This is a genomic window from Azospirillum picis, assembly GCF_017876115.1.
GTDB lineage: Bacteria > Pseudomonadota > Alphaproteobacteria > Azospirillales > Azospirillaceae > Azospirillum > Azospirillum picis.
Map to the genome: position 1 here is coordinate 61,807 of NZ_JAGINO010000025.1, position 17,119 is coordinate 78,925.

Here is a 17,119-nt window from a genome sequence, read left to right on the forward strand (position 1 = left end):
CGGCATGCCGATCAGGTCTGGTTGGTCGTCGGGGCGGTGCCGTTGCCGGCCTCCAGCGCGAAGCGTTCCGCCAGGCGCTGCGCGACACGGGCGGAGACGAAGTGACGGATATCGCCGCCGAGCCGCCCGATTTCCTTCACGAAGCGCGACGAGATGAACTGATGCTTTTCCGAAGACATCAGGAAGATCGTCTCGACCTTCGGATTCAGCCGCGCGTTCATTCCGGCCATCTGGAATTCATATTCGAAATCCGAGACGGCGCGCAGTCCGCGGATGATGACGCTCGCGTTCATCTCCACGGCGAAATGCATCAGCAGGTTGTCGAACGCCCGAACCTCGATGCTGGCTCCGGTCTCGTTCAACGCGGCGACGTCCTCACGCACCATGCCGACCCGCTCGTCCGTCGAATAGAGCGGGCCTTTGCCGGCGTTCCGTGCAACGCCGATGATCAGGTGGTCGACCTGGCGGGCGGCACGCTGGATGATGTCCATGTGACCGTTGGTGATCGGATCGAAGGTGCCGGGATAGACACCGATTCGACGACCCTTGCTGGTTTCGGTCTGGCTGGTCGCCATGAAGGTTCCCCCCTTACACCCTTCCGTTAGTCGTTCGGCGACGCGGCGTTTCCGGCATCTCCGCCGGTTTCGACCTGGCCGCCGTTCTCACCGCTTTCGCCGCCGTTCGCATCGCCGCCATTGCCATCAATGGGGCTGTCGCCGGTCTCGCCGTCTTCCTCGGCGATGGTGGCGACGGACACCACGCGCTCGTCCGCCCCCACGCGGAACAGCGTGACGCCCAGCGTCTTGCGGCCGGCCACCCGCACGTCGTGCAGCGGCATGCGGATCACCTGCCCGCCGTTGGTGACCATCATCACCTGATGGTTCGCCTCGACCGGGAAGGTGGCGACGATCGAGCCGTTGCGGTCGCCCATCTCCATGTTCCAGATGCCCTGGCCGCCGCGGCCGGTCACCCGGTATTCGTAGGACGAGCTGCGCTTGCCGTATCCCTTGTCGGAGACGGTGAGGATGTACTGCTCGAGCCGCTTCAGTTCCTCGTAGCGTTCCGGTGGCAGCGTGACGGTTTCGGCGGAGACCTCGTCGGCTTCCGGGGCCGCCTCGCCCACCATCTCCAACCCTTCGTCGCGCTTCATCTTGAAGAAGGCGGCGCGCTCCTCGGCGGTGGCGTCGACATGGGTCAGGATCGACATCGAAACCACCTCGTCGCCATCGGCCAGCCTGATGCCGCGCACGCCGGTGGAAGTGCGGCCGGCGAAGACGCGCACGTCGTCCACGGCGAAGCGGATGCATTTGCCGCCGCGGGTCGCCAGCAGGATGTCGTCGGTCTCCGAACAGGTGTGGACGCCGATCAGCCGCTCGCCTTCCTCTTCCAGCTTCATGGCGATCAGGCCGTTGGAGCGGATGTTGGCGAAGTCCGACATGCGGTTGCGGCGGACGTTGCCGCGCGACGTCGCGAAGACGACGTGCAGGTCGGCCCAGGCCGCTTCGTCCTCCGGCAGCGGCAGCACGGTGGTGATGGTTTCCCCGTCGATCAGCGGCAGCAGGTTGACGAAGGCCTTGCCGCGGGCCTGCGGATTGCCAAGCGGCAGGCGGTAGACCTTCAGCTTGTACACCATGCCGCGGTTGGAGAAGAGCAGCAGCGGCGTGTGGGTGTTTGCGACGAACAGGTCGCTGACCGCGTCCTCCGCCTTCATCGACATGCCGGACCGGCCCTTGCCGCCGCGCTTCTGTGCCCGGTAGGTCGACAGCGGGACCCGCTTGACGTAGCCGGACTGGCTGACGGTGACGACCATCTCCTCTCGCTGGATCAGGTCCTCGATGTCGGCCTCGAATTCCAGGTCCTGGATCTCGGTGCGGCGCGGGGTGCCGAACCGCTCCTTCATCTCCACCAGCTCGTCGCGCAGGATCCCCATCAGCTTCGGCCGGTTGGCGAGCGTGGCGAGGAAATCGGCGATCTGGTCGGTGACGTCGGTCAGCTCGGCGCCGATCTTGTCGCGTTCCAGCCCGGTCAGGCGGTGAAGGCGCAGATCCAGGATGGCGCGGGCCTGGACCTCCGACAGGCGGTAGGTGCCTTGCTCGCTGACGCCGCGGCCGGGTTCGTCGATCAGTTCTATCAGCGGGCCGACGTCATGAACCGGCCATTCGCGGTTCATCATCTCCTCGCGCGCCCAGACGGGGTCGGGGGCGCTGCGGATCAGCTCGATCATCGCGTCGAGGTTGGCGACGGCGACCGCCAGGCCGACCAAGGTGTGCGCCCGCTCGCGCGCCTTGCCCAGCAGGAACTCGGTCCGCCGCGTGATGACCTGCTCGCGGAAGCGGATGAAGGCGGCGATGATCTGCTGCAGGTGCATCAGCTCCGGACGCCCGCCGTTCAGCGCCAGCATGTTGACGCCGAAGGAGGTCTGGAGCTGGGTGTGGCGGAAGAGCTGGGCCAGCACGACGTCGGGAACGGAGTCGCGCTTCAGCTCGATCACCACGCGCACGCCGTCGCGGTCCGACTCGTCGCGCAGGTCGGCGATGCCCTCGATGGTCTTGTCGTTCACGACCTCGCCGATGCGCTCCATCAGCTTGGCCTTGTTGACCTGATAGGGGATCTCGGTCGCGATGATGGCGGTGCGGTCCTTGCGCACCTCTTCGAAATGCGTCCTGGCGCGCAGGATGATCGACCCGCGCCCGGTCTGCAGCGCCGCCCGGCTGCCCGACCGGCCGAGGATCAGGCCGCCCGTCGGGAAATCGGGGCCGGGCACATGCTCCATCAGCTCTTCGAGCGTGATGTCGGGATTGTCGATGTAGGCGCAGCAGGCGTCGATCACCTCGCCCAGATTGTGGGTCGGGATGTTGGTGGCCATGCCGACGGCGATGCCGCCGGCGCCGTTCACCAGCAGGTTCGGGAAGCGCGCCGGGACGACGGTCGGCTCGCGGCCCGAATCGTCGTAGCTGGCCTGGAAGTCGATCGTGTCCTTGTCGATGTCGTCCAGCAGCGATTCGGCTGCCTTGGCCAGGCGCGCCTCGGTGTAGCGCATGGCCGCCGGCGGGTCGCCGTCCATCGAACCGAAGTTGCCCTGGCCGTCGATCAGCGGCAGGCGCATCGAGAAGTCCTGCGCCATGCGGACCATGGCGTCGTAGATCGCGCTGTCGCCGTGCGGGTGGTATTTACCCATCACGTCGCCGACGATGCGCGCCGACTTCTTGTAGGGCTTGGTCGAATCGTACCCGCCCTCCTTCATCGCGTAGAGGATGCGCCGATGAACCGGCTTCAGCCCGTCGCGGACGTCGGGCAGGGCACGGCTCACGATCACGCTCATCGCGTAGTCGAGATACGATTTGCGCATCTCGTCTTCGATGTTGATCGGCGCGATGTCGGAGGCGGGAGGAAGGGGCGTATTGCTCAAGCAGGACACTCATTCTTCGAAGGCGCCGCCGCTAACGAATCCGCGACGGACACTGGCCTTGCGGGCCGAAGGTTTTGCCCAGGAAATATAGCAACTCTCGCAATTGCACACAATGATTCGGGCCGGAAAACACCGGCCCGCGACCGATTGCCGGCCATCTCCGGCGCGGTTTCAGCGCCGGCTCAGGTAGGCGAACCGCAGCGACAGGATGGTCACGGACACCAGGCTGGCGATGAGGATTCCCTCGAACAGGCCGTGGACGCCGTGGCCGAATCCGAAGGCGAGCAGCGCCGATACGGGGATCATCACCACGGCGTACGAGAAGAAGTGCAGCGCCGTCGGGACCCAGGCATCGTGCCGGCCGCGCAGCGCGTTGGCCATCACCGTCTGGCCGCCATCGGCGATCAGGATCCAGGCGGCGAACGCGATCAGCGGCACGACCGCCTCCAGCAGTTCGGGGTTGCCGGTGTAGATGGCGCCCAGGGCGTCCGGCAGGCTGCGGTAGACCACGCCGACCACCGCCAGGATCGCGCTGGTGACGCCCAGTCCGGTCCAGCCTGCCAGCGCCATGTCGCTGCGGTCGCCGCGGCCGTAGGCGACGCCCACCCGTACGGCGGTGGCCGATGCCAGGCCGACCGCCGCCATGAAAGGCAGGGCCGTCAGGTTCAACCCGATGGTGTAGGCACCGAGCGCCAGCGGCGAGATCATGCCGGCGAACAGGCCGAGGCCGGCGAAGGCGCCGCTCTCCACGCCGATGCTGAGGCCTGCGGCGAACCCGAGGTGGCGCTGCCGCGCCGCGCCGCGCCACCAGTCGGCGACCGGCCGGCGGAGGTGCCAGCGTTCATGGTCGTGCATCCACCAGACATAGGCGACCAGCCCGAGGCCCATGCCCCAGCGGACGATGGTGGTCGCCCAGGCCGAGCCCACGGCCCCCAGCGGATCCAGGCCCACATGACCCCAGACCAGCGCCCAGGCCAGCCCGGCATTCGCGAGGTTGCCGATCAGCATGGCGACCATGCCAGGCAGGGGGCGCTTGATTCCCTCCAGAAAGAAGCCGGTGGTGATGTAGAGCATCATGCCGGGCGCGCCGAGCCCGAGGACCGCCAGCACATGGGCGCCGCCTTGCGCCATCTCGTCGGTCTGGCCGCCCCAGCGGAAGATCGGGCCACCCGGCAGCGACAGCAGGGCGAACAGGACGCCCAGCAGCAGGGCGTAGGGCACCGAGCGCCGCCAGGCCCGCCCGCACTCCGCATCGCTGCCGGCGCCGAAGGCATGGGCGGTGATCATCACGGTTCCCATCAGAAGCCCGACGCCGGTACCGACCATGATGTTGCCGGGCAGGTGGGCCAGCCCGTAATAGGCCAGCTCCTGCGCCGAGAAGCGGCCGACGATGGCGGTGTCCACCGCCATCATCACCATCAGCCCGGCGCGCGAGACGATGACCGGCGCCGCCAGCCCCAGCAGTTCCCCGATGTGCGCGAGCAGGCGCACCCGCAGCGGTTCGGGCGTCGGCTCGGGGACGGGGAGGGTGGCGGTGCTCATGGTGCTTGAACCCGTGGGAAATGGAGGCGATGACCGGAAAACATGCAGGCTGCGCAAAAGCTGGTCATCTTGCCCGGCGGGTGTACTGCGTCAAGGCTTTAGGACCTACCGAAAGGACCGTTGCATACAACGCATGGCGCAGCGGAACCAAGCGGGCGCCATGCCGTTGTCAGGATCAGAGACCAACGTCGGATCCGGGCACTATCCAGTATCCACTCAGTTCCAGACACGGAGACACACCATGCACCACGCCAAGCATCGTGCCCAGCGCCGCGCCATGGCTCGCGCTATTCCGTTCCCCGCGCGCGAGGTGGTGCTGCTGACCTTCCTGATGGCCCTGGCGGCGATGCTGACCGGCTGCAACACGGTCGAAGGCGTGGGGCAGGATGTCCAGTCGGGCGGGCGTGCGATTGAACGAACGGCCCAATGACGCGTTGTCCTTCAGGGCTGTCCTTCGATGGCCCTCGCCGACCAGCGCCCTTCGACCATCAGGGAGTTTCCGTATGAGCGATCAGCAGAAGCCCAGCACGCCCGGCGAGATTCCGCCGCCATCCAATCCCAATCCGCCGCAGCCCGACCGGCCGACCACCCCGGATCCCTATCCGGTACCCGACAACCCCGGCGTCCTGCCGGAGGTTCCGCCGCCGGCGGACGAACCGATGCCGGGAATGCCGAACCCGACAACGGCGTAAATTCTGGGGCGTAAATTCTGGGGCGTAAGTCCGGGGGCGCGACCCCTGGCCGGGTCTTCCCCGCCAGTCGGGGAAGGCCGGCGGCCCTTCAGGCCGCCGCGGCCGCCACCGTCCGTTCGACCCAGGCTTCGACCGTTTCGGCGGCCGCCACCCAATCGCGTTCCAGCATCATCGCGTGGCCCATGCCGGGCATGAACACCGGCTTGGTGCCCAGCGCGGCCGCGGTGGCGACGACCTCCGCACGGGGAAACAGCAGGTCCTCCTCCGCCCCCATGACGAGGACGGGGACATCCCGTGGCGGAAGCACGGGAAAGGGGACCCAGCCGCCGATGTCCAGAAGGACCCGGCGCGACTCCTCCTGGAGGAACGATTCGTATTTCGCCGCCTCGACACGCGGCATCGCGTCGGAGAACATGGCGCGGCGAACGGCCTCCGGATCGATCGCGTCCTCTCCGAACGCCATGAGCATCGACATCTGCTGGTAGACGTAGGGTGACCGCCAGGCCAGCCCCATGGTCGAGGACCAGAGGCCGTAGGGAGGCGCGGACGCCATCAGAACGCCCGCCGGGAAGCGGCGCCTGGCCAAGGCGCGCTGGACCACGATGCCGCCCATCGAATGGCCGATCAGGACCGGCGGGGCCGACAGCCGGCCGGCGGCCTCCAGCACATCCTCCACATAATCGGCGATGCCGAAGCCGTGCAGGCGGTCGCGCCCTTCGCTGCCGCCATGGCCGCGCAGCGAGACGGCGTGCGCCTCCCAGCCGCGGTCCGCGAACCAGGGAAGAAACTTGGCGTCCCAGATCCAGGCGCCGCTGAAGGCGCCATGCACGAACAGGAGCGGAGGTGTCTTCGCGACCGCCGCCGGGCGGCGGCTGATGATTTCCAGATTGGACATCTGACCGCAGGTTGTGGTTTCGCTTTGCAAAAAGCATGGGGCGCGAAGGCGGGGTTGTCCAGCGGCTGGCCGGGCAACCCTGATCCGCATCCCGGCAGGCGCCGTTTGACGCCGCCCGTGCGCTTTGCGACAGTCCGCTCGCGACCGACCAAAACCCGATCCGGAGACGGCCTGTGCCCGACAAAGCCCGATCGCCGAACCCGCGGCAGACCTCGCGCCCTAATCCGCCGGTTCTCGATTCCGCTGCCCTCGACGCGGAAACCGGAGCCACCGATTACCCACAGCCGTTCCGGGCGCAAGTCGCCGGCCGGCACCGGGCCGCGTTGGGCGACCCGCTGGGGCTGACGAATTTCGGCGTCAACCTGACGCGGCTGGCGCCCGGTGCGTCCTCCGCCCTCCGGCACTGGCACAGCCGGCAGGACGAGTTCGTCTATGTGGTGGAGGGCGAACTGACCCTGGTCACCGACGCCGGGGAAACCCTGCTGACGCCCGGGATGTGCGCCGGCTTCCCGGCCGGGGTGGCTGACGGCCACCGGCTGGTCAACCGCAGCGGCCGGCCGGCCAGCTACCTGGAGGTCGGGGACCGCAGCGCCGGCGACGAGATCGACTATTCCGACGAGGACATGGTCTGGCGCGACGGCGCCTATCACCACCGCGACGGAACGCCCTGGTGACGACAGCCCCGGCGATGGCCGCCGACCTGACGCTGGTGCTGGGCGGCGCCCGCTCCGGCAAGAGCCGCTATGCCGAGGGGTTGGTGACGGCACTGGGCGGACCGCGCGTCTATGTCGCAACCTCGCGGATCTGGGACGCCGAAATGGCTGAGCGGGTGGCGCGGCACCGCGAGGACCGCGGTCCCGGCTGGACGACGGTGGAGGAACCACGCGACCTGACCGGCATGCTCCGCCGCCATGCCGCCGCCGGGACCGGGCTCCTGGTCGATTGCCTTACCCTATGGCTGACCAACCTGATGATGGCCGAAGAGGAGGGGTTGGCCGACGTCGCTGCGGAAACCGTGGCGCTGGTCGACCTGCTGCCGGCCTTGCCCGGCCGGGTCGTGCTCGTCTCCAACGAGGTCGGGCTCGGCATCGTGCCGGACAATGCGATGGCACGCCGCTTCCGCGACCATGCCGGCCGCCTGCATCAATCCATCGCGGCCGTCGCGCCGCGCGTCGTGCTGACCGTCGCCGGTCTGCCGATGTTCGTTAAGGGAACCCCTGCATGAGCGATACTCCCCCCTCCGGCAACGGGCCGGACGGCCAGGACGAGATCAACCGCCGCCACGCCGAGAAGATGAAGCGCCGCAAGGCGCTGCAGGAGCGCACGCTGGCCGCCAAGACGGTGGAGAAGGGCCTGCTGATGGTCCACACCGGGAAGGGCAAGGGCAAGTCGACCGCCGCCTTCGGGTTGATGATGCGGGCCGTCGGCCATGGCATGCGCGTCGGCATGGTACAGTTCGTCAAGGGTGCCTGGTCCACCGGCGAAACCGTGGCGCTGGAGCGTTTCGAAGACCTGGTGGACTTCCACACGATGGGGGAGGGCTTCACCTGGGACACCCAGGACCGGGCCCGCGACATCGCCGCCGCCGAGGCCGCCTGGACCAAGACGAAGGAGATGATGGCCGATCCGCGCTATGGCCTGATCGTGCTGGACGAGCTGAACATCGTGCTGCGGATGGACTATCTGCCGTTGGACGAGGTGCTGGCGACGCTGGCCGCCCGCCGGCCCGAGCTGCATGTCTGCATCACCGGGCGCAACGCCAAGCCGGAACTGATCGCCGCCGCCGACCTCGTGACCGAGATGACGCTGGTGAAGCATCCCTTCGAGGCCGGGGTGAAAGCCCAGGCCGGCATCGAGTTCTGACGCGATGACCTTCGGAGCGCCGGCATCGCGCGCGATCATGCTGCAGGGCACCGGATCGGACGTCGGCAAGTCGCTGCTGGTGGCCGGGCTGTGCCGGGCGCTGGTGCGGCGCGGGCTGACCGTCCGGCCCTTCAAGCCGCAGAACATGTCCAACAACGCCGCCGTGACGGCCGACGGCGGCGAGATCGGCCGCGCCCAGGCGCTGCAGGCGCGGGCCTGCGGCGTGGCGCCGAGCGTCCACATGAACCCGGTGCTGCTGAAGCCGCAGTCGGACATCGGATCGCAGGTGGTGGTGCGCGGCGTCGTCGTCGGCACGGCCAGGGCCGCCGACTACCAGGCGCGCAAGCGCGAGCTTCTCGGCACCGTGCTCGACAGCTTCGGCCGGCTGAAGGCCGAGGCCGACATCGTGGTGGTCGAGGGGGCGGGGAGCCCGGCGGAGGTCAACCTGCGTGCCGGCGACATCGCCAACATGGGCTTCGCCACCGCCGCCGGCGTGCCGGTGCTGCTGGTCGGCGACATCGACCGCGGGGGGGTGATCGCCAGTCTCGTCGGCACCCACGCGCTGCTGCCGCCGGACGAGCGGGAGCGGATCAAGGGATTCCTGATCAACAAGTTCCGTGGCGACGTCCGCCTGTTCGACGAGGGCCTGCGGGTGATCGAGCGCCACACCGGCTGGCGCGGCTTCGGCGTCGTGCCCTGGCTGGGAGAGGCGGCGACGCTGCCGGCGGAGGACGCGGTGGCGCTCGACCGGCCGCGGGGCAACGGGGAGGGTGGCGGGGCGGCGATCCGCATCGCCGTGCCGATGCTGTCGCGCATCGCCAACTTCGACGATTTCGATCCGCTCGCGCAGGAGCCCGGCGTCGCCCTGACGATGGTGCCGCCGGGGCAGCCGCTGCCTGCCGACGCGGACGTGGTGATCCTGCCCGGCACCAAGGCGACCATCGCCGACCTCGTCTTCCTGCGCGCGCAGGGGTGGGACATCGACCTGCTGGCCCATTGGCGGCGCGGCGGCCGGGTGCTCGGCATCTGCGGCGGCTACCAGATGCTCGGCCGCCGCATCGCCGATCCCGACGGCATCGAAGGGCCGCCGGGCGAGATCGCCGGGCTTGGGCTCCTCGATGTCGAGACCGTGATGAAGGGTCCGAAGGTGCTGGAGGAGGCGCGCGGCACCGAGCGCCGGAGCGGCGAGGCGGTCGCCGGTTACGAGATGCATATGGGCCGCACGGACGGGCCGGACCGGGTTCGGCCGATGCTCGATCTGGCCGGTGGCGTCACGGATGGGGCCGGGACGGCGGACGGCCGGGTTGCCGGCTGCTACCTGCATGGGCTGTTCACGGCCGACGGCTTCCGCGCCGTCTGGCTGCGCGCGCTGGGCGGCGGGTCGGATTTGGCCTACGGCGTCGCCGTGGAACGGGCGCTCGACGCCATCGCCGACCGGCTGGAAGGCGTGGTCGACGTGGACGGATTGCTGGCGGTGGCGGAGTGAGGCGGGCCCTGGCGGCTAAGCCCCTTCCTTAGCCCTCCCCCGCCCATGGCGGTGAAGTGACCTGCCGCCGCTTCGCAAGAGGCACCCTCTCCCGCGGCTTCCTGTTCCGCGGCCCCCTCTGCCGCGGAATGCGGGGGAGGGTTGGAGAGGGGCGAGGCGTTACACTTCCTCGGCCGCCACCCGGTCCTCCAATAACGCGCGCGGCAGCTTGAAGACGATGTTCTCGGTCGCCGTGCGCAACTCCTCGACCGTCACGTCGAACCGGGCACGGGCGGCCTCGATGACCTCCTCCACGAGGATTTCGGGGGCGGAGGCCCCGGCGGTGATGCCGAGCATGCGCACGCCCGCCAGCGCTGACCAGTCGATGTCGGCGGCGCGCTGGACCAGTTGGGCGGCCGGGCAGCCATGGGTCTTCGCCACCTCCACCAGACGCTTGGAGTTCGACGAGTTGGGGGCGCCCAGCACCAGCAGTGCCTCCACCTTCGGCGCAATGGCCTTCACCGCCGCCTGGCGGTTGGTGGTGGCGTAGCAGATGTCCTCCTTCTTCGGACCGGCGATGGCCGGGAAGCGCGCCTGCAGCGCCGCCAGGATCTCGGTGGTCTCGTCGACCGACAGCGTGGTCTGGGTGGCGTAGGCGAGGTTGTCCGGATCCCGGACCTGCAGCCCGGCGACGTCCGCGACCGTTTCAACCAGCACCACGGCGCCCTCGGGCAACTGGCCCATGGTGCCGATCACCTCCGGGTGGCCGGCATGGCCGATCAGCACGATCTGGCGGCCCTCCTCGTAATGGCGCTCGGCCTCGCGATGGACCTTGCTGACCAGCGGGCAGGTGGCGTCGAGATAGAACAGGCCGCGGGCGTCCGCCGCCTTCGGCACCGATTTCGGCACGCCGTGGGCGGAGAAGACGACCGGGCGGCCGTCCGGCACCTCGGTCAACTCGTCGACGAAGACGGCACCCTTGGCCTCCAGGCTCTGGACGACGAAGCGGTTGTGGACGATCTCGTGCCGGACATAGACCGGCGGGCCGTAGCGGTCGAGCGCCGTCTCGACGATCTGGATCGCCCGGTCGACCCCGGCGCAGAAGCCCCGCGGGGCGGCCAGCAGAATCGTCAAGGGCAGGGTGGTGGAAGGTGTGCTCGTGGTCATATGCGCTGTTCCGCCCTTGCCGTTGTGTGCTGCGCCCAACCGCCACAGCCGGCCCGCCACAGGGGATAGCCCCCCGCGCGGTCTTGTGCCGGTCAAGCTGGGACACTAATGTCTCGATCCAACAGCCCGTTAACCGATCAGGCCGAACCGATGGACCGCCGCGACCGTAATATAGGAACCCCTGCCCGGAAAAGCCCGCTGGCGTCCCTCTTCGGGATGAGCCGCCCTGCGCTGCTGGCGGCCGGGGCCGTGCTGGCGCTCTCAGGCTGCTCCAGCGGGTCGAACAGCCCGGCCGATCTGGCGTTGGCCTGTCCCAAGGTCAACATCGTGCGAGACCTGCAGGAGGTCACGGTCTTCCGCCCCGGCGGCAAGGACCTGACCGACATGGAGTCGCGGGCCGCCCTGGTCGACTTCACCGGCAACTGCGAATACACCAGCAACGGCGTCACGGTGAACGTGAATGCCTTCCTGGTCGCGGAACGCGGGCCGGCGCTGAAGGGCGACGGGGCGAAGTACCAGTATTTCGTGGCGCTGGCGCAGCCCGACGGCACGCTGGTGTCCAAGGCGTTCTTCGACACCGACGTCACCTTCCAGCCCGGCCAGCAGCGTGCCGGCAGCAGGGAGGAGCTGACGCCGAAGATTCCGCTGCCCAAGGACGGCAACGCCAAGGACTGGAAGGTTTATCTCGGCTTCCAACTGACGCCGGAGCAACTGGCGTTCAATCGGGCGCAGGTGAGGAAGTAAGGGAAGGGCAGCACCGGTCCAATGGCCGGCCTCTGGTCGATCCCGTCGATTGACAAAGCCATCCGATAGCGACAGTGTGCCGCTATCACGCCGATGATCCCTCGCGGGAGAGATCGCCGCGGGCCGGCCGGAAACGGAGGGTCCGCAGGCGGCGCCGAAGGAGCAACCGCCCCCGGAAACTCTCAGGCAAAAGGACCGCAAGGGGATAAGGCAACTCTGGAAAGCAGCCTCGGCGCTTACCCGCCGCGACTCACCGAAGGAGTAAACCAGCCGTCCGGCTCGACCGGCGGCGGTGAATCTCTCAGGTCCAAGACAGAGGGGGCATCGTCCTGCACCGATCCCGGTGCGGGCGTGCAAACCCTGTTGGAGGACCCGCGTGACCGAGGCTGCATCCGCGCTCAAGACCACCCCGCTGCACGCGCTCCATGTCGAGCTTGGCGCCCGCATGGTTCCCTTCGCCGGCTACGACATGCCGGTGCAATACCCGCTGGGCATCCTGAAGGAGCACCAGCACACCCGCGAGAAGGCCGGGCTGTTCGACGTGTCGCATATGGGGCAGGTCCGCCTGACCGGCGAGGACCCCGCGGCGGCGCTGGAGACCCTGGTCCCCGGCGACATCAAGGGGCTGGCCCGCGGCCGCATGCGCTACACGCTGTTCCTCAACGAACAGGGCGGCATCCTCGACGACCTGATGGTGACGAATGCCGGCGACCACCTGTTCCTGGTGGTCAATGCCGCCTGCAAGGAGCAGGACGTCGCCCATCTGCGGGAGAAGCTCGCCGGGAAGGCCGAGGTGGAACTGCTCGACGATCTGGCGCTGATGGCGCTGCAGGGGCCGATGGCTGCCGCGGTAATGGCCCGCTTCGTGCCGGAAGCCGCCACCATGAAGTTCATGAGCTACCTGCCCGCGACCTTCAAGGGCGTGCCGGTGGTGCTCACCCGCTCCGGCTACACCGGCGAGGACGGCTACGAGATCTCCTGCGACAAGGCCGATGCGGAGATGATCGCCCGTGCCCTGCTGGCCGAGGCGGAGGTCGAGGCGATCGGGCTGGGTGCCCGCGATTCGCTGCGGCTGGAGGCGGGGCTGTGCCTCTACGGCCACGACATCGACACCACCACCACGCCGGTCGAAGGCGCGCTGGAATGGACGCTGCCGAAGCGCCGCCGCGCCGAGGGCGGGTTCCCCGGCTATGACATCATCCACCGGCAACTGACCGAAGGGGCCACCCGCCGCCGCGTCGGCATCCAGCCCGACGGCCGTCAGCCCGCCCGCGAGCACACCGAAATCCAGGACGCCGCCGGGAACCGCATCGGTGAGGTCACCAGCGGCGGCTTCGGGCCGACCGCCGGGGCACCGGTCGCCATGGGCTATGTCGATATCGCGAACTCCGCGGTGGACACGCCGCTGACGCTGGTGGTGCGCGGCAAGCCACTGGCCGCCCGCGTCGCCGCCACGCCCTTCGTGCCGCAGCGTTACTACCGCGGCTGATCCGACCGACGCTGCGTCGACCATCATCCCCGTCTTCGCGGGGACGATCGTCCCAGGACGTTTCGAACCGCTTGCCAACGAACGATCTTCAGGAACAGGGAAGACCCAGATGACCAGGAAATTCACCAAGGACCACGAGTGGGTGCTCGTCGAGGGCGACGTTGCCACCGTCGGCGTCAGCGACTTCGCGCAGAGCCAGCTCGGCGACGTGGTGTTCGTCGAGCTGCCCGAGGCCGGCCGCGTGCTGGAGCAGGGCAAGGAAGCCGCCGTCGTCGAATCGGTGAAGGCCGCCAGCGACGTCTACGCCCCGATCTCCGGCACCGTCGTCGAGGCCAACCAGGCGCTGGTCGATGATCCGGCCATGGTCAACAGCGCCGCCGAGACCGACGGCTGGTTCTTCAAGATCCAGATCAAGGACGCCTCGGAACTGGACGGGCTGATGGACGAAGCGGCCTACAAGTCCTTCCTGGAGGAAGCGCACTGACATGCGGTACCTGCCCCTGACCGAGGCCGACCGGCAGTCGATGCTGGAGGCCATCCGCGCGGAGACGGTGGACGTCCTGTTCCGCGACGTACCCGAGGCGGCCCGTCTGGCCGGCCCGATCGGGGGCTTGCCCAACCATATGGGCGAGCTCGAGGTCGAGCGGCTGCTGGGCGCCATGGCGGCCAAGAACCTGCCGGCCGGCGCGGTGCCGAGCTTCCTCGGCGCCGGCGCCTACCGCCATCATGTCCCGGCCACCGTCGACCACCTGGTCCAGCGCGGCGAGTTCCTGACCGCCTACACCCCCTACCAGCCGGAGGTGAGCCAGGGCACGCTGCAGGTGCTGTTCGAGTTCCAGACCCAGGTCGCGCTGCTGACCGGCATGGATGTCGCCAACGCCTCGATGTATGACGGCGCCACCTCCTGCGCCGAGGCGGTGATGATGGCCAACCGCATCACCCGGCGGAAGAAGGCCATCCTGTCCGGTGGCCTGCACCCGCATTACCGCGACGTCACCACCACCGACGCCCGCTTCATCGGCTTCGAGGCGGTGGCCATGCCGCCGGCCCCGACCGGCGGCGAGGACCTGCTGGCGCTGGTCGACGACAAGACCGCCTGCGTGGTCGTGCAGAATCCCGACGTCTTCGGCCATGTCCGCGACCACAGCGATCTCGCCGCCGCCTGTCAGGCCAAGGGCGCCCTGCTGGTGGTGGTGGTGACGGAAGCGCTGTCGCTCGGCCTGCTGACGCCGCCGGGCGACATGGGCGCCGACATCGTCGCGGCGGAGGGCCAGTCCTTCGGCAACGCCCTGAACTTCGGCGGCCCCTATGTCGGGCTGTTCGCGGTGAAGGACAAGTATGTCCGCCAGATGCCGGGCCGCCTGTGCGGCGAGACGGTGGACGCCGACGGCCGCCGCGGCTTCGTGCTGACGCTCTCCACCCGCGAGCAGCACATCCGCCGCGAGAAGGCGACGTCCAACATCTGCACCAATTCCGGCCTGTGCGCGCTGGCCTTCTCGATCCATGTCAGCCTGCTCGGCGAGGCCGGGATCACCCGGCTCGCCCAGTTGAACCACGCCAAGGCGGTGCAGATGGCCGACAGGCTGGCCGCCGTCCCCGGCGTCGAACTGCTGAACGACGGCTTCTTCAACGAGTTCACGGTGAAGCTGCCGAAGCCGGCCGCCGCGGTGGTCGAGGACCTCGCCAAGCGCCGCATCCTGGGCGGCGTGCCGGTGTCGCGCCTCTATCCGGGCGAGATGGAGGACCTGCTGCTGGTCGCGGTGACGGAAACCAACACCGAGGCCGACATGGACGCCTTCGCGGCTGCGCTCACTGAAATCCTTGGGGCTGAGGTTCCGGCATGAGCATGAACAACCAGGGCCGTCCCTCGGCCATTCCCGCCGCCAGCGCCGGGTTCGACGGCGTGACCGGCACCGTCACCGGCAACCGCGGCCTGCAGATCGAAGAACCGCTGATCTTCGAGCAGGACAGCGCCGGCCGCACCGGCGTCGACCTGCCCGAGGTGCCGAAGGTCGCCAGCCGCCTCGGCGCGGTGAAGCCGCGCGCCGGGGTCGGCTTGCCGGGTCTTGCCGAGCCGCAGGTGGTCCGCCACTACACCCGGCTGTCGCAGAAGAACTATGCGATCGACAGCGGCTTCTATCCGCTCGGCTCCTGCACGATGAAGCACAACCCGCGCCTGAACGAGAAGATGGCGCGGCTTCCCGGCTTCTCGGACGTCCACCCGCTCCAGCCCGTCAGCACCGTGCAGGGGGCGCTGGAACTGATGGACCAGTTGGCCTACTGGCTGAAGACGCTGACCGGGATGGCGGCGGTGACGCTGGCGCCGGCTGCCGGCGCCCATGGCGAGATGTGCGGGATCATGGCGATCCGCGCCGCGCACGAGGCCAGGGGTGACAAGGCCCGCACCAAGATCCTGGTGCCGGAGAGCGCCCACGGCACCAACCCGGCGACCGCCGCCGCATGCGGCTACGCCGTCGATGCCATTCCCGCGACCGCCGACGGCCGCGTCGACCTGGAAGCGCTGAAGGCCAAGCTCGGCCCCGACGTCGCCGGACTGATGCTGACCAACCCCAACACCTGCGGCCTGTTCGAGCGCGACATCATCGCCATCGCCGAGGCGGTGCATGCGGCGGGGGCCTATTTCTACTGCGATGGCGCCAACTTCAACGCCATCGTCGGGCGGGTACGTCCGGCCGACCTCGGCATCGACGTCATGCACATCAACCTGCACAAGACCTTCTCCACCCCGCATGGCGGCGGCGGGCCGGGGTCGGGGCCGGTGGTGTTCGCGGACTCGCTGGCGCCCTACATCCCGGTGCCCTACGTCACCCATGGGACGGACGGCTTCGCGCTGGTGGAGAACGCCGGTGACGGCCCGGCCTTCGGCCGCATGAAAGCGTTCCACGGCCAGATGGGCATGTTCGTGCGCGCCCTGTCCTACATGCTCAGCCACGGTGCCGACGGGCTGTGGCAGGCATCGTCCGACGCCGTGCTGAACGCGAACTACGTGATGGCGCGGCTGCAGGACGTGATGACGGCCTCGTTCGAAGGTCCGTGCATGCACGAGTGCCTGTTCGACGACCGCTTCCTGAAGGGGACGGGGGTCACGACGCTGGACATGGCGAAGGCCCTGATCGACGAGGGCTTCCACCCGATGACCATGTATTTCCCGCTGGTCGTCCACGGAGCCCTGCTGATCGAGCCGACGGAGACGGAGAGCAAGGCCAGTCTCGACCAGTTCGTCGACGCCCTGCGGGCGCTTGCCGAGCGGGCGAAGTCGGGAGACGCCGCCTACTTCCAGGCGGCACCGCGCCTGACCCCGCGCCGCCGGCTGGACGAGACCGCCGCTGCGCGCAAGCCGGTCCTGCGCTGGACGCCGCCGGTGGCCAAGGAGGCCGTGGCGGCGGAATAAGGGCTGCCGAACGGTGCCCCCTCCCTGGTTCCCCGCTCTTGGCGGGAGGGCCGGAGAGGGGGTGCCGCTTACTTGTCGGTCTTCTTCACGTACTTGTCGGCCTGCCGCTGCTCTTCGGCGGCTTCGCGGGACATTTCCTCGCCGATCTTCGGGTCGATGCTCTTGGCCTCCTCGATCAGGTCGCGCGCCTTGCGGGCATCGCCGTCGGCGGCCTTGTCCAGGGCCTGCTCGGCGAGGTCGTGGGCCTTCTTGTGCTCCGGACTGTCTTCGTGGCGGGTTGCCATGGGTGACTCTCCTCGGTTGAGCGACTGTGTGATCGGGACGTTTTCCAACAGGATCCGTCCGGCCGAGTTCCGGTCACCGCAGCGCACAAAAAATTTTTGAATGGCATGGAATAGGGAAGTCGGTCTGCCCGTTTGTGGGGACGTTCGATGGCGCAGC

17 protein-coding genes and 1 riboswitch are annotated in these 17,119 nt (G+C 68.7%); of the genes, 11 read left to right on the top strand and 6 right to left on the bottom strand.

Features of this window, described 5'->3' with window-relative positions:
• Positions 1-11 precede the first annotated feature (11 nt).
• From coaD to J2850_RS26275, 3 genes are all read right to left on the bottom strand, one after another.
• Positions 12-575 carry a pantetheine-phosphate adenylyltransferase gene (gene coaD, locus J2850_RS26265; protein ID WP_209988726.1) on the bottom strand — a complete coding sequence of 188 codons (564 nt, stop codon included), beginning with the start codon at positions 573-575 and terminating at the stop codon, positions 12-14.
• 26 nt (positions 576-601) lie between these two features.
• Complete coding sequence (gene gyrA / locus J2850_RS26270) at positions 602-3,409, bottom strand: DNA gyrase subunit A (RefSeq protein ID WP_209988729.1); 2,808 nt, start codon at positions 3,407-3,409, stop codon at positions 602-604.
• Positions 3,410-3,580: 171 nt separating this feature from the next.
• Positions 3,581-4,951, bottom strand: coding sequence for an MATE family efflux transporter (locus J2850_RS26275; RefSeq protein ID WP_209988732.1), 1,371 nt, complete (start codon positions 4,949-4,951; stop codon positions 3,581-3,583).
• Between the two features lie 241 nt (positions 4,952-5,192).
• On the opposite strand from J2850_RS26275, the gene J2850_RS26280 reads away from it, so the two are divergent.
• On the top strand, positions 5,193-5,381 hold the full coding sequence (locus J2850_RS26280; protein ID WP_307354538.1) for an entericidin A/B family lipoprotein: 189 nt from the start codon (positions 5,193-5,195) through the stop codon (positions 5,379-5,381).
• Between the two features lie 73 nt (positions 5,382-5,454).
• A complete protein-coding gene (locus J2850_RS26285; RefSeq protein ID WP_109443668.1) occupies positions 5,455-5,643 on the top strand; it encodes a hypothetical protein in 189 nt (62 codons plus the stop codon).
• A gap of 88 nt (positions 5,644-5,731) precedes the next feature.
• Here J2850_RS26285 and J2850_RS26290 read toward each other — a convergent pair whose 3' ends face one another.
• The gene (locus J2850_RS26290) at positions 5,732-6,538 is read right to left on the bottom strand and encodes an alpha/beta hydrolase (protein ID WP_209988736.1); all 807 of its coding nucleotides are present in this window, start codon (positions 6,536-6,538) and stop codon (positions 5,732-5,734) included.
• Positions 6,539-6,711: 173 nt separating this feature from the next.
• Between J2850_RS26290 and J2850_RS26295 the strand changes: the two genes are divergently transcribed.
• From J2850_RS26295 to J2850_RS26310, 4 genes are read left to right on the top strand one after another with little or no spacing between them, the layout of a single operon-like run.
• Positions 6,712-7,212, top strand: coding sequence for a cupin domain-containing protein (locus J2850_RS26295; protein ID WP_209988737.1), 501 nt, complete (start codon positions 6,712-6,714; stop codon positions 7,210-7,212).
• Between the two features lie 14 nt (positions 7,213-7,226).
• Positions 7,227-7,763, top strand: a complete 537-nt coding sequence (gene cobU / locus J2850_RS26300; RefSeq protein ID WP_209988833.1) for a bifunctional adenosylcobinamide kinase/adenosylcobinamide-phosphate guanylyltransferase — start codon at positions 7,227-7,229, stop codon at positions 7,761-7,763.
• Positions 7,760-8,401: a cob(I)yrinic acid a,c-diamide adenosyltransferase gene (cobO, locus tag J2850_RS26305; protein WP_209988740.1), complete on the top strand. Its 642-nt coding sequence runs from the start codon at positions 7,760-7,762 to the stop codon at positions 8,399-8,401. Before cobU ends, cobO begins: the two co-directional genes overlap by 4 nt.
• Positions 8,402-8,405: 4 nt before the next feature.
• The gene (locus J2850_RS26310) at positions 8,406-9,887 is read left to right on the top strand and encodes a cobyric acid synthase (RefSeq protein WP_209988744.1); all 1,482 of its coding nucleotides are present in this window, start codon (positions 8,406-8,408) and stop codon (positions 9,885-9,887) included.
• A 159-nt stretch (positions 9,888-10,046) separates the two neighbouring features.
• On the opposite strand, the gene ispH is transcribed toward J2850_RS26310, so the two are convergent.
• Positions 10,047-11,033 carry a 4-hydroxy-3-methylbut-2-enyl diphosphate reductase gene (gene ispH, locus J2850_RS26315; protein WP_209988746.1) on the bottom strand — a complete coding sequence of 329 codons (987 nt, stop codon included), beginning with the start codon at positions 11,031-11,033 and terminating at the stop codon, positions 10,047-10,049.
• Positions 11,034-11,249: 216 nt separating this feature from the next.
• Between ispH and J2850_RS26320 the strand changes: the two genes are divergently transcribed.
• The 5 genes from J2850_RS26320 to gcvPB all read left to right on the top strand — a co-directional run bounded on the left by J2850_RS26320 (position 11,250) and on the right by gcvPB (position 16,678).
• On the top strand, positions 11,250-11,777 hold the full coding sequence (locus J2850_RS26320) for a hypothetical protein (protein WP_246513574.1): 528 nt from the start codon (positions 11,250-11,252) through the stop codon (positions 11,775-11,777).
• A 94-nt stretch (positions 11,778-11,871) separates the two neighbouring features.
• A riboswitch (glycine riboswitch) is annotated at positions 11,872-11,985 on the top strand.
• A 168-nt stretch (positions 11,986-12,153) separates the two neighbouring features.
• Entirely contained in the window at positions 12,154-13,266 is a 1,113-nt protein-coding gene (gene gcvT / locus J2850_RS26325) for a glycine cleavage system aminomethyltransferase GcvT (protein ID WP_209988762.1), read from the top strand.
• 109 nt (positions 13,267-13,375) lie between these two features.
• On the top strand, positions 13,376-13,750 hold the full coding sequence (gene gcvH, locus J2850_RS26330; protein WP_209988769.1) for a glycine cleavage system protein GcvH: 375 nt from the start codon (positions 13,376-13,378) through the stop codon (positions 13,748-13,750).
• A gap of 1 nt (position 13,751) precedes the next feature.
• Complete coding sequence (gene gcvPA / locus J2850_RS26335) at positions 13,752-15,110, top strand: aminomethyl-transferring glycine dehydrogenase subunit GcvPA (RefSeq protein WP_209988771.1); 1,359 nt, start codon at positions 13,752-13,754, stop codon at positions 15,108-15,110.
• The gene (gene gcvPB, locus J2850_RS26340) at positions 15,107-16,678 is read left to right on the top strand and encodes an aminomethyl-transferring glycine dehydrogenase subunit GcvPB (protein WP_246513575.1); all 1,572 of its coding nucleotides are present in this window, start codon (positions 15,107-15,109) and stop codon (positions 16,676-16,678) included. Before gcvPA ends, gcvPB begins: the two co-directional genes overlap by 4 nt.
• A 68-nt stretch (positions 16,679-16,746) precedes the next feature.
• Here the strand turns inward: gcvPB and J2850_RS26345 are convergent, their stop codons facing one another.
• Complete coding sequence (locus J2850_RS26345; RefSeq protein ID WP_209988774.1) at positions 16,747-16,962, bottom strand: hypothetical protein; 216 nt, start codon at positions 16,960-16,962, stop codon at positions 16,747-16,749.
• Positions 16,963-17,119: the final 157 nt, after the last annotated feature.

Excerpts from the sequence above, each read along its gene's own strand:
- coaD (WP_209988726.1), bottom strand. The coding sequence starts at position 575 with ATGGCGACCAGCCAGACCGAAACCAGCAAGGGTCGTCGAATCGGTGTC.
- J2850_RS26275 (WP_209988732.1), bottom strand. The coding sequence starts at position 4,951 with ATGAGCACCGCCACCCTCCCCGTCCCCGAGCCGACGCCCGAACCGCTG.
- J2850_RS26280 (WP_307354538.1), top strand. The coding sequence starts at position 5,193 with ATGCACCACGCCAAGCATCGTGCCCAGCGCCGCGCCATGGCTCGCGCT.
- J2850_RS26285 (WP_109443668.1), top strand. The coding sequence starts at position 5,455 with ATGAGCGATCAGCAGAAGCCCAGCACGCCCGGCGAGATTCCGCCGCCA.
- J2850_RS26290 (WP_209988736.1), bottom strand. The coding sequence starts at position 6,538 with ATGTCCAATCTGGAAATCATCAGCCGCCGCCCGGCGGCGGTCGCGAAG.
- cobU (WP_209988833.1), top strand. The coding sequence starts at position 7,227 with ATGGCCGCCGACCTGACGCTGGTGCTGGGCGGCGCCCGCTCCGGCAAG.
- cobO (WP_209988740.1), top strand. The coding sequence starts at position 7,760 with ATGAGCGATACTCCCCCCTCCGGCAACGGGCCGGACGGCCAGGACGAG.
- J2850_RS26310 (WP_209988744.1), top strand. The coding sequence starts at position 8,406 with ATGACCTTCGGAGCGCCGGCATCGCGCGCGATCATGCTGCAGGGCACC.
- ispH (WP_209988746.1), bottom strand. The coding sequence starts at position 11,033 with ATGACCACGAGCACACCTTCCACCACCCTGCCCTTGACGATTCTGCTG.
- J2850_RS26320 (WP_246513574.1), top strand. The coding sequence starts at position 11,250 with ATGAGCCGCCCTGCGCTGCTGGCGGCCGGGGCCGTGCTGGCGCTCTCA.
- gcvH (WP_209988769.1), top strand. The coding sequence starts at position 13,376 with ATGACCAGGAAATTCACCAAGGACCACGAGTGGGTGCTCGTCGAGGGC.
- gcvPA (WP_209988771.1), top strand. The coding sequence starts at position 13,752 with ATGCGGTACCTGCCCCTGACCGAGGCCGACCGGCAGTCGATGCTGGAG.
- gcvPB (WP_246513575.1), top strand. The coding sequence starts at position 15,107 with ATGAGCATGAACAACCAGGGCCGTCCCTCGGCCATTCCCGCCGCCAGC.
- J2850_RS26345 (WP_209988774.1), bottom strand. The coding sequence starts at position 16,962 with ATGGCAACCCGCCACGAAGACAGTCCGGAGCACAAGAAGGCCCACGAC.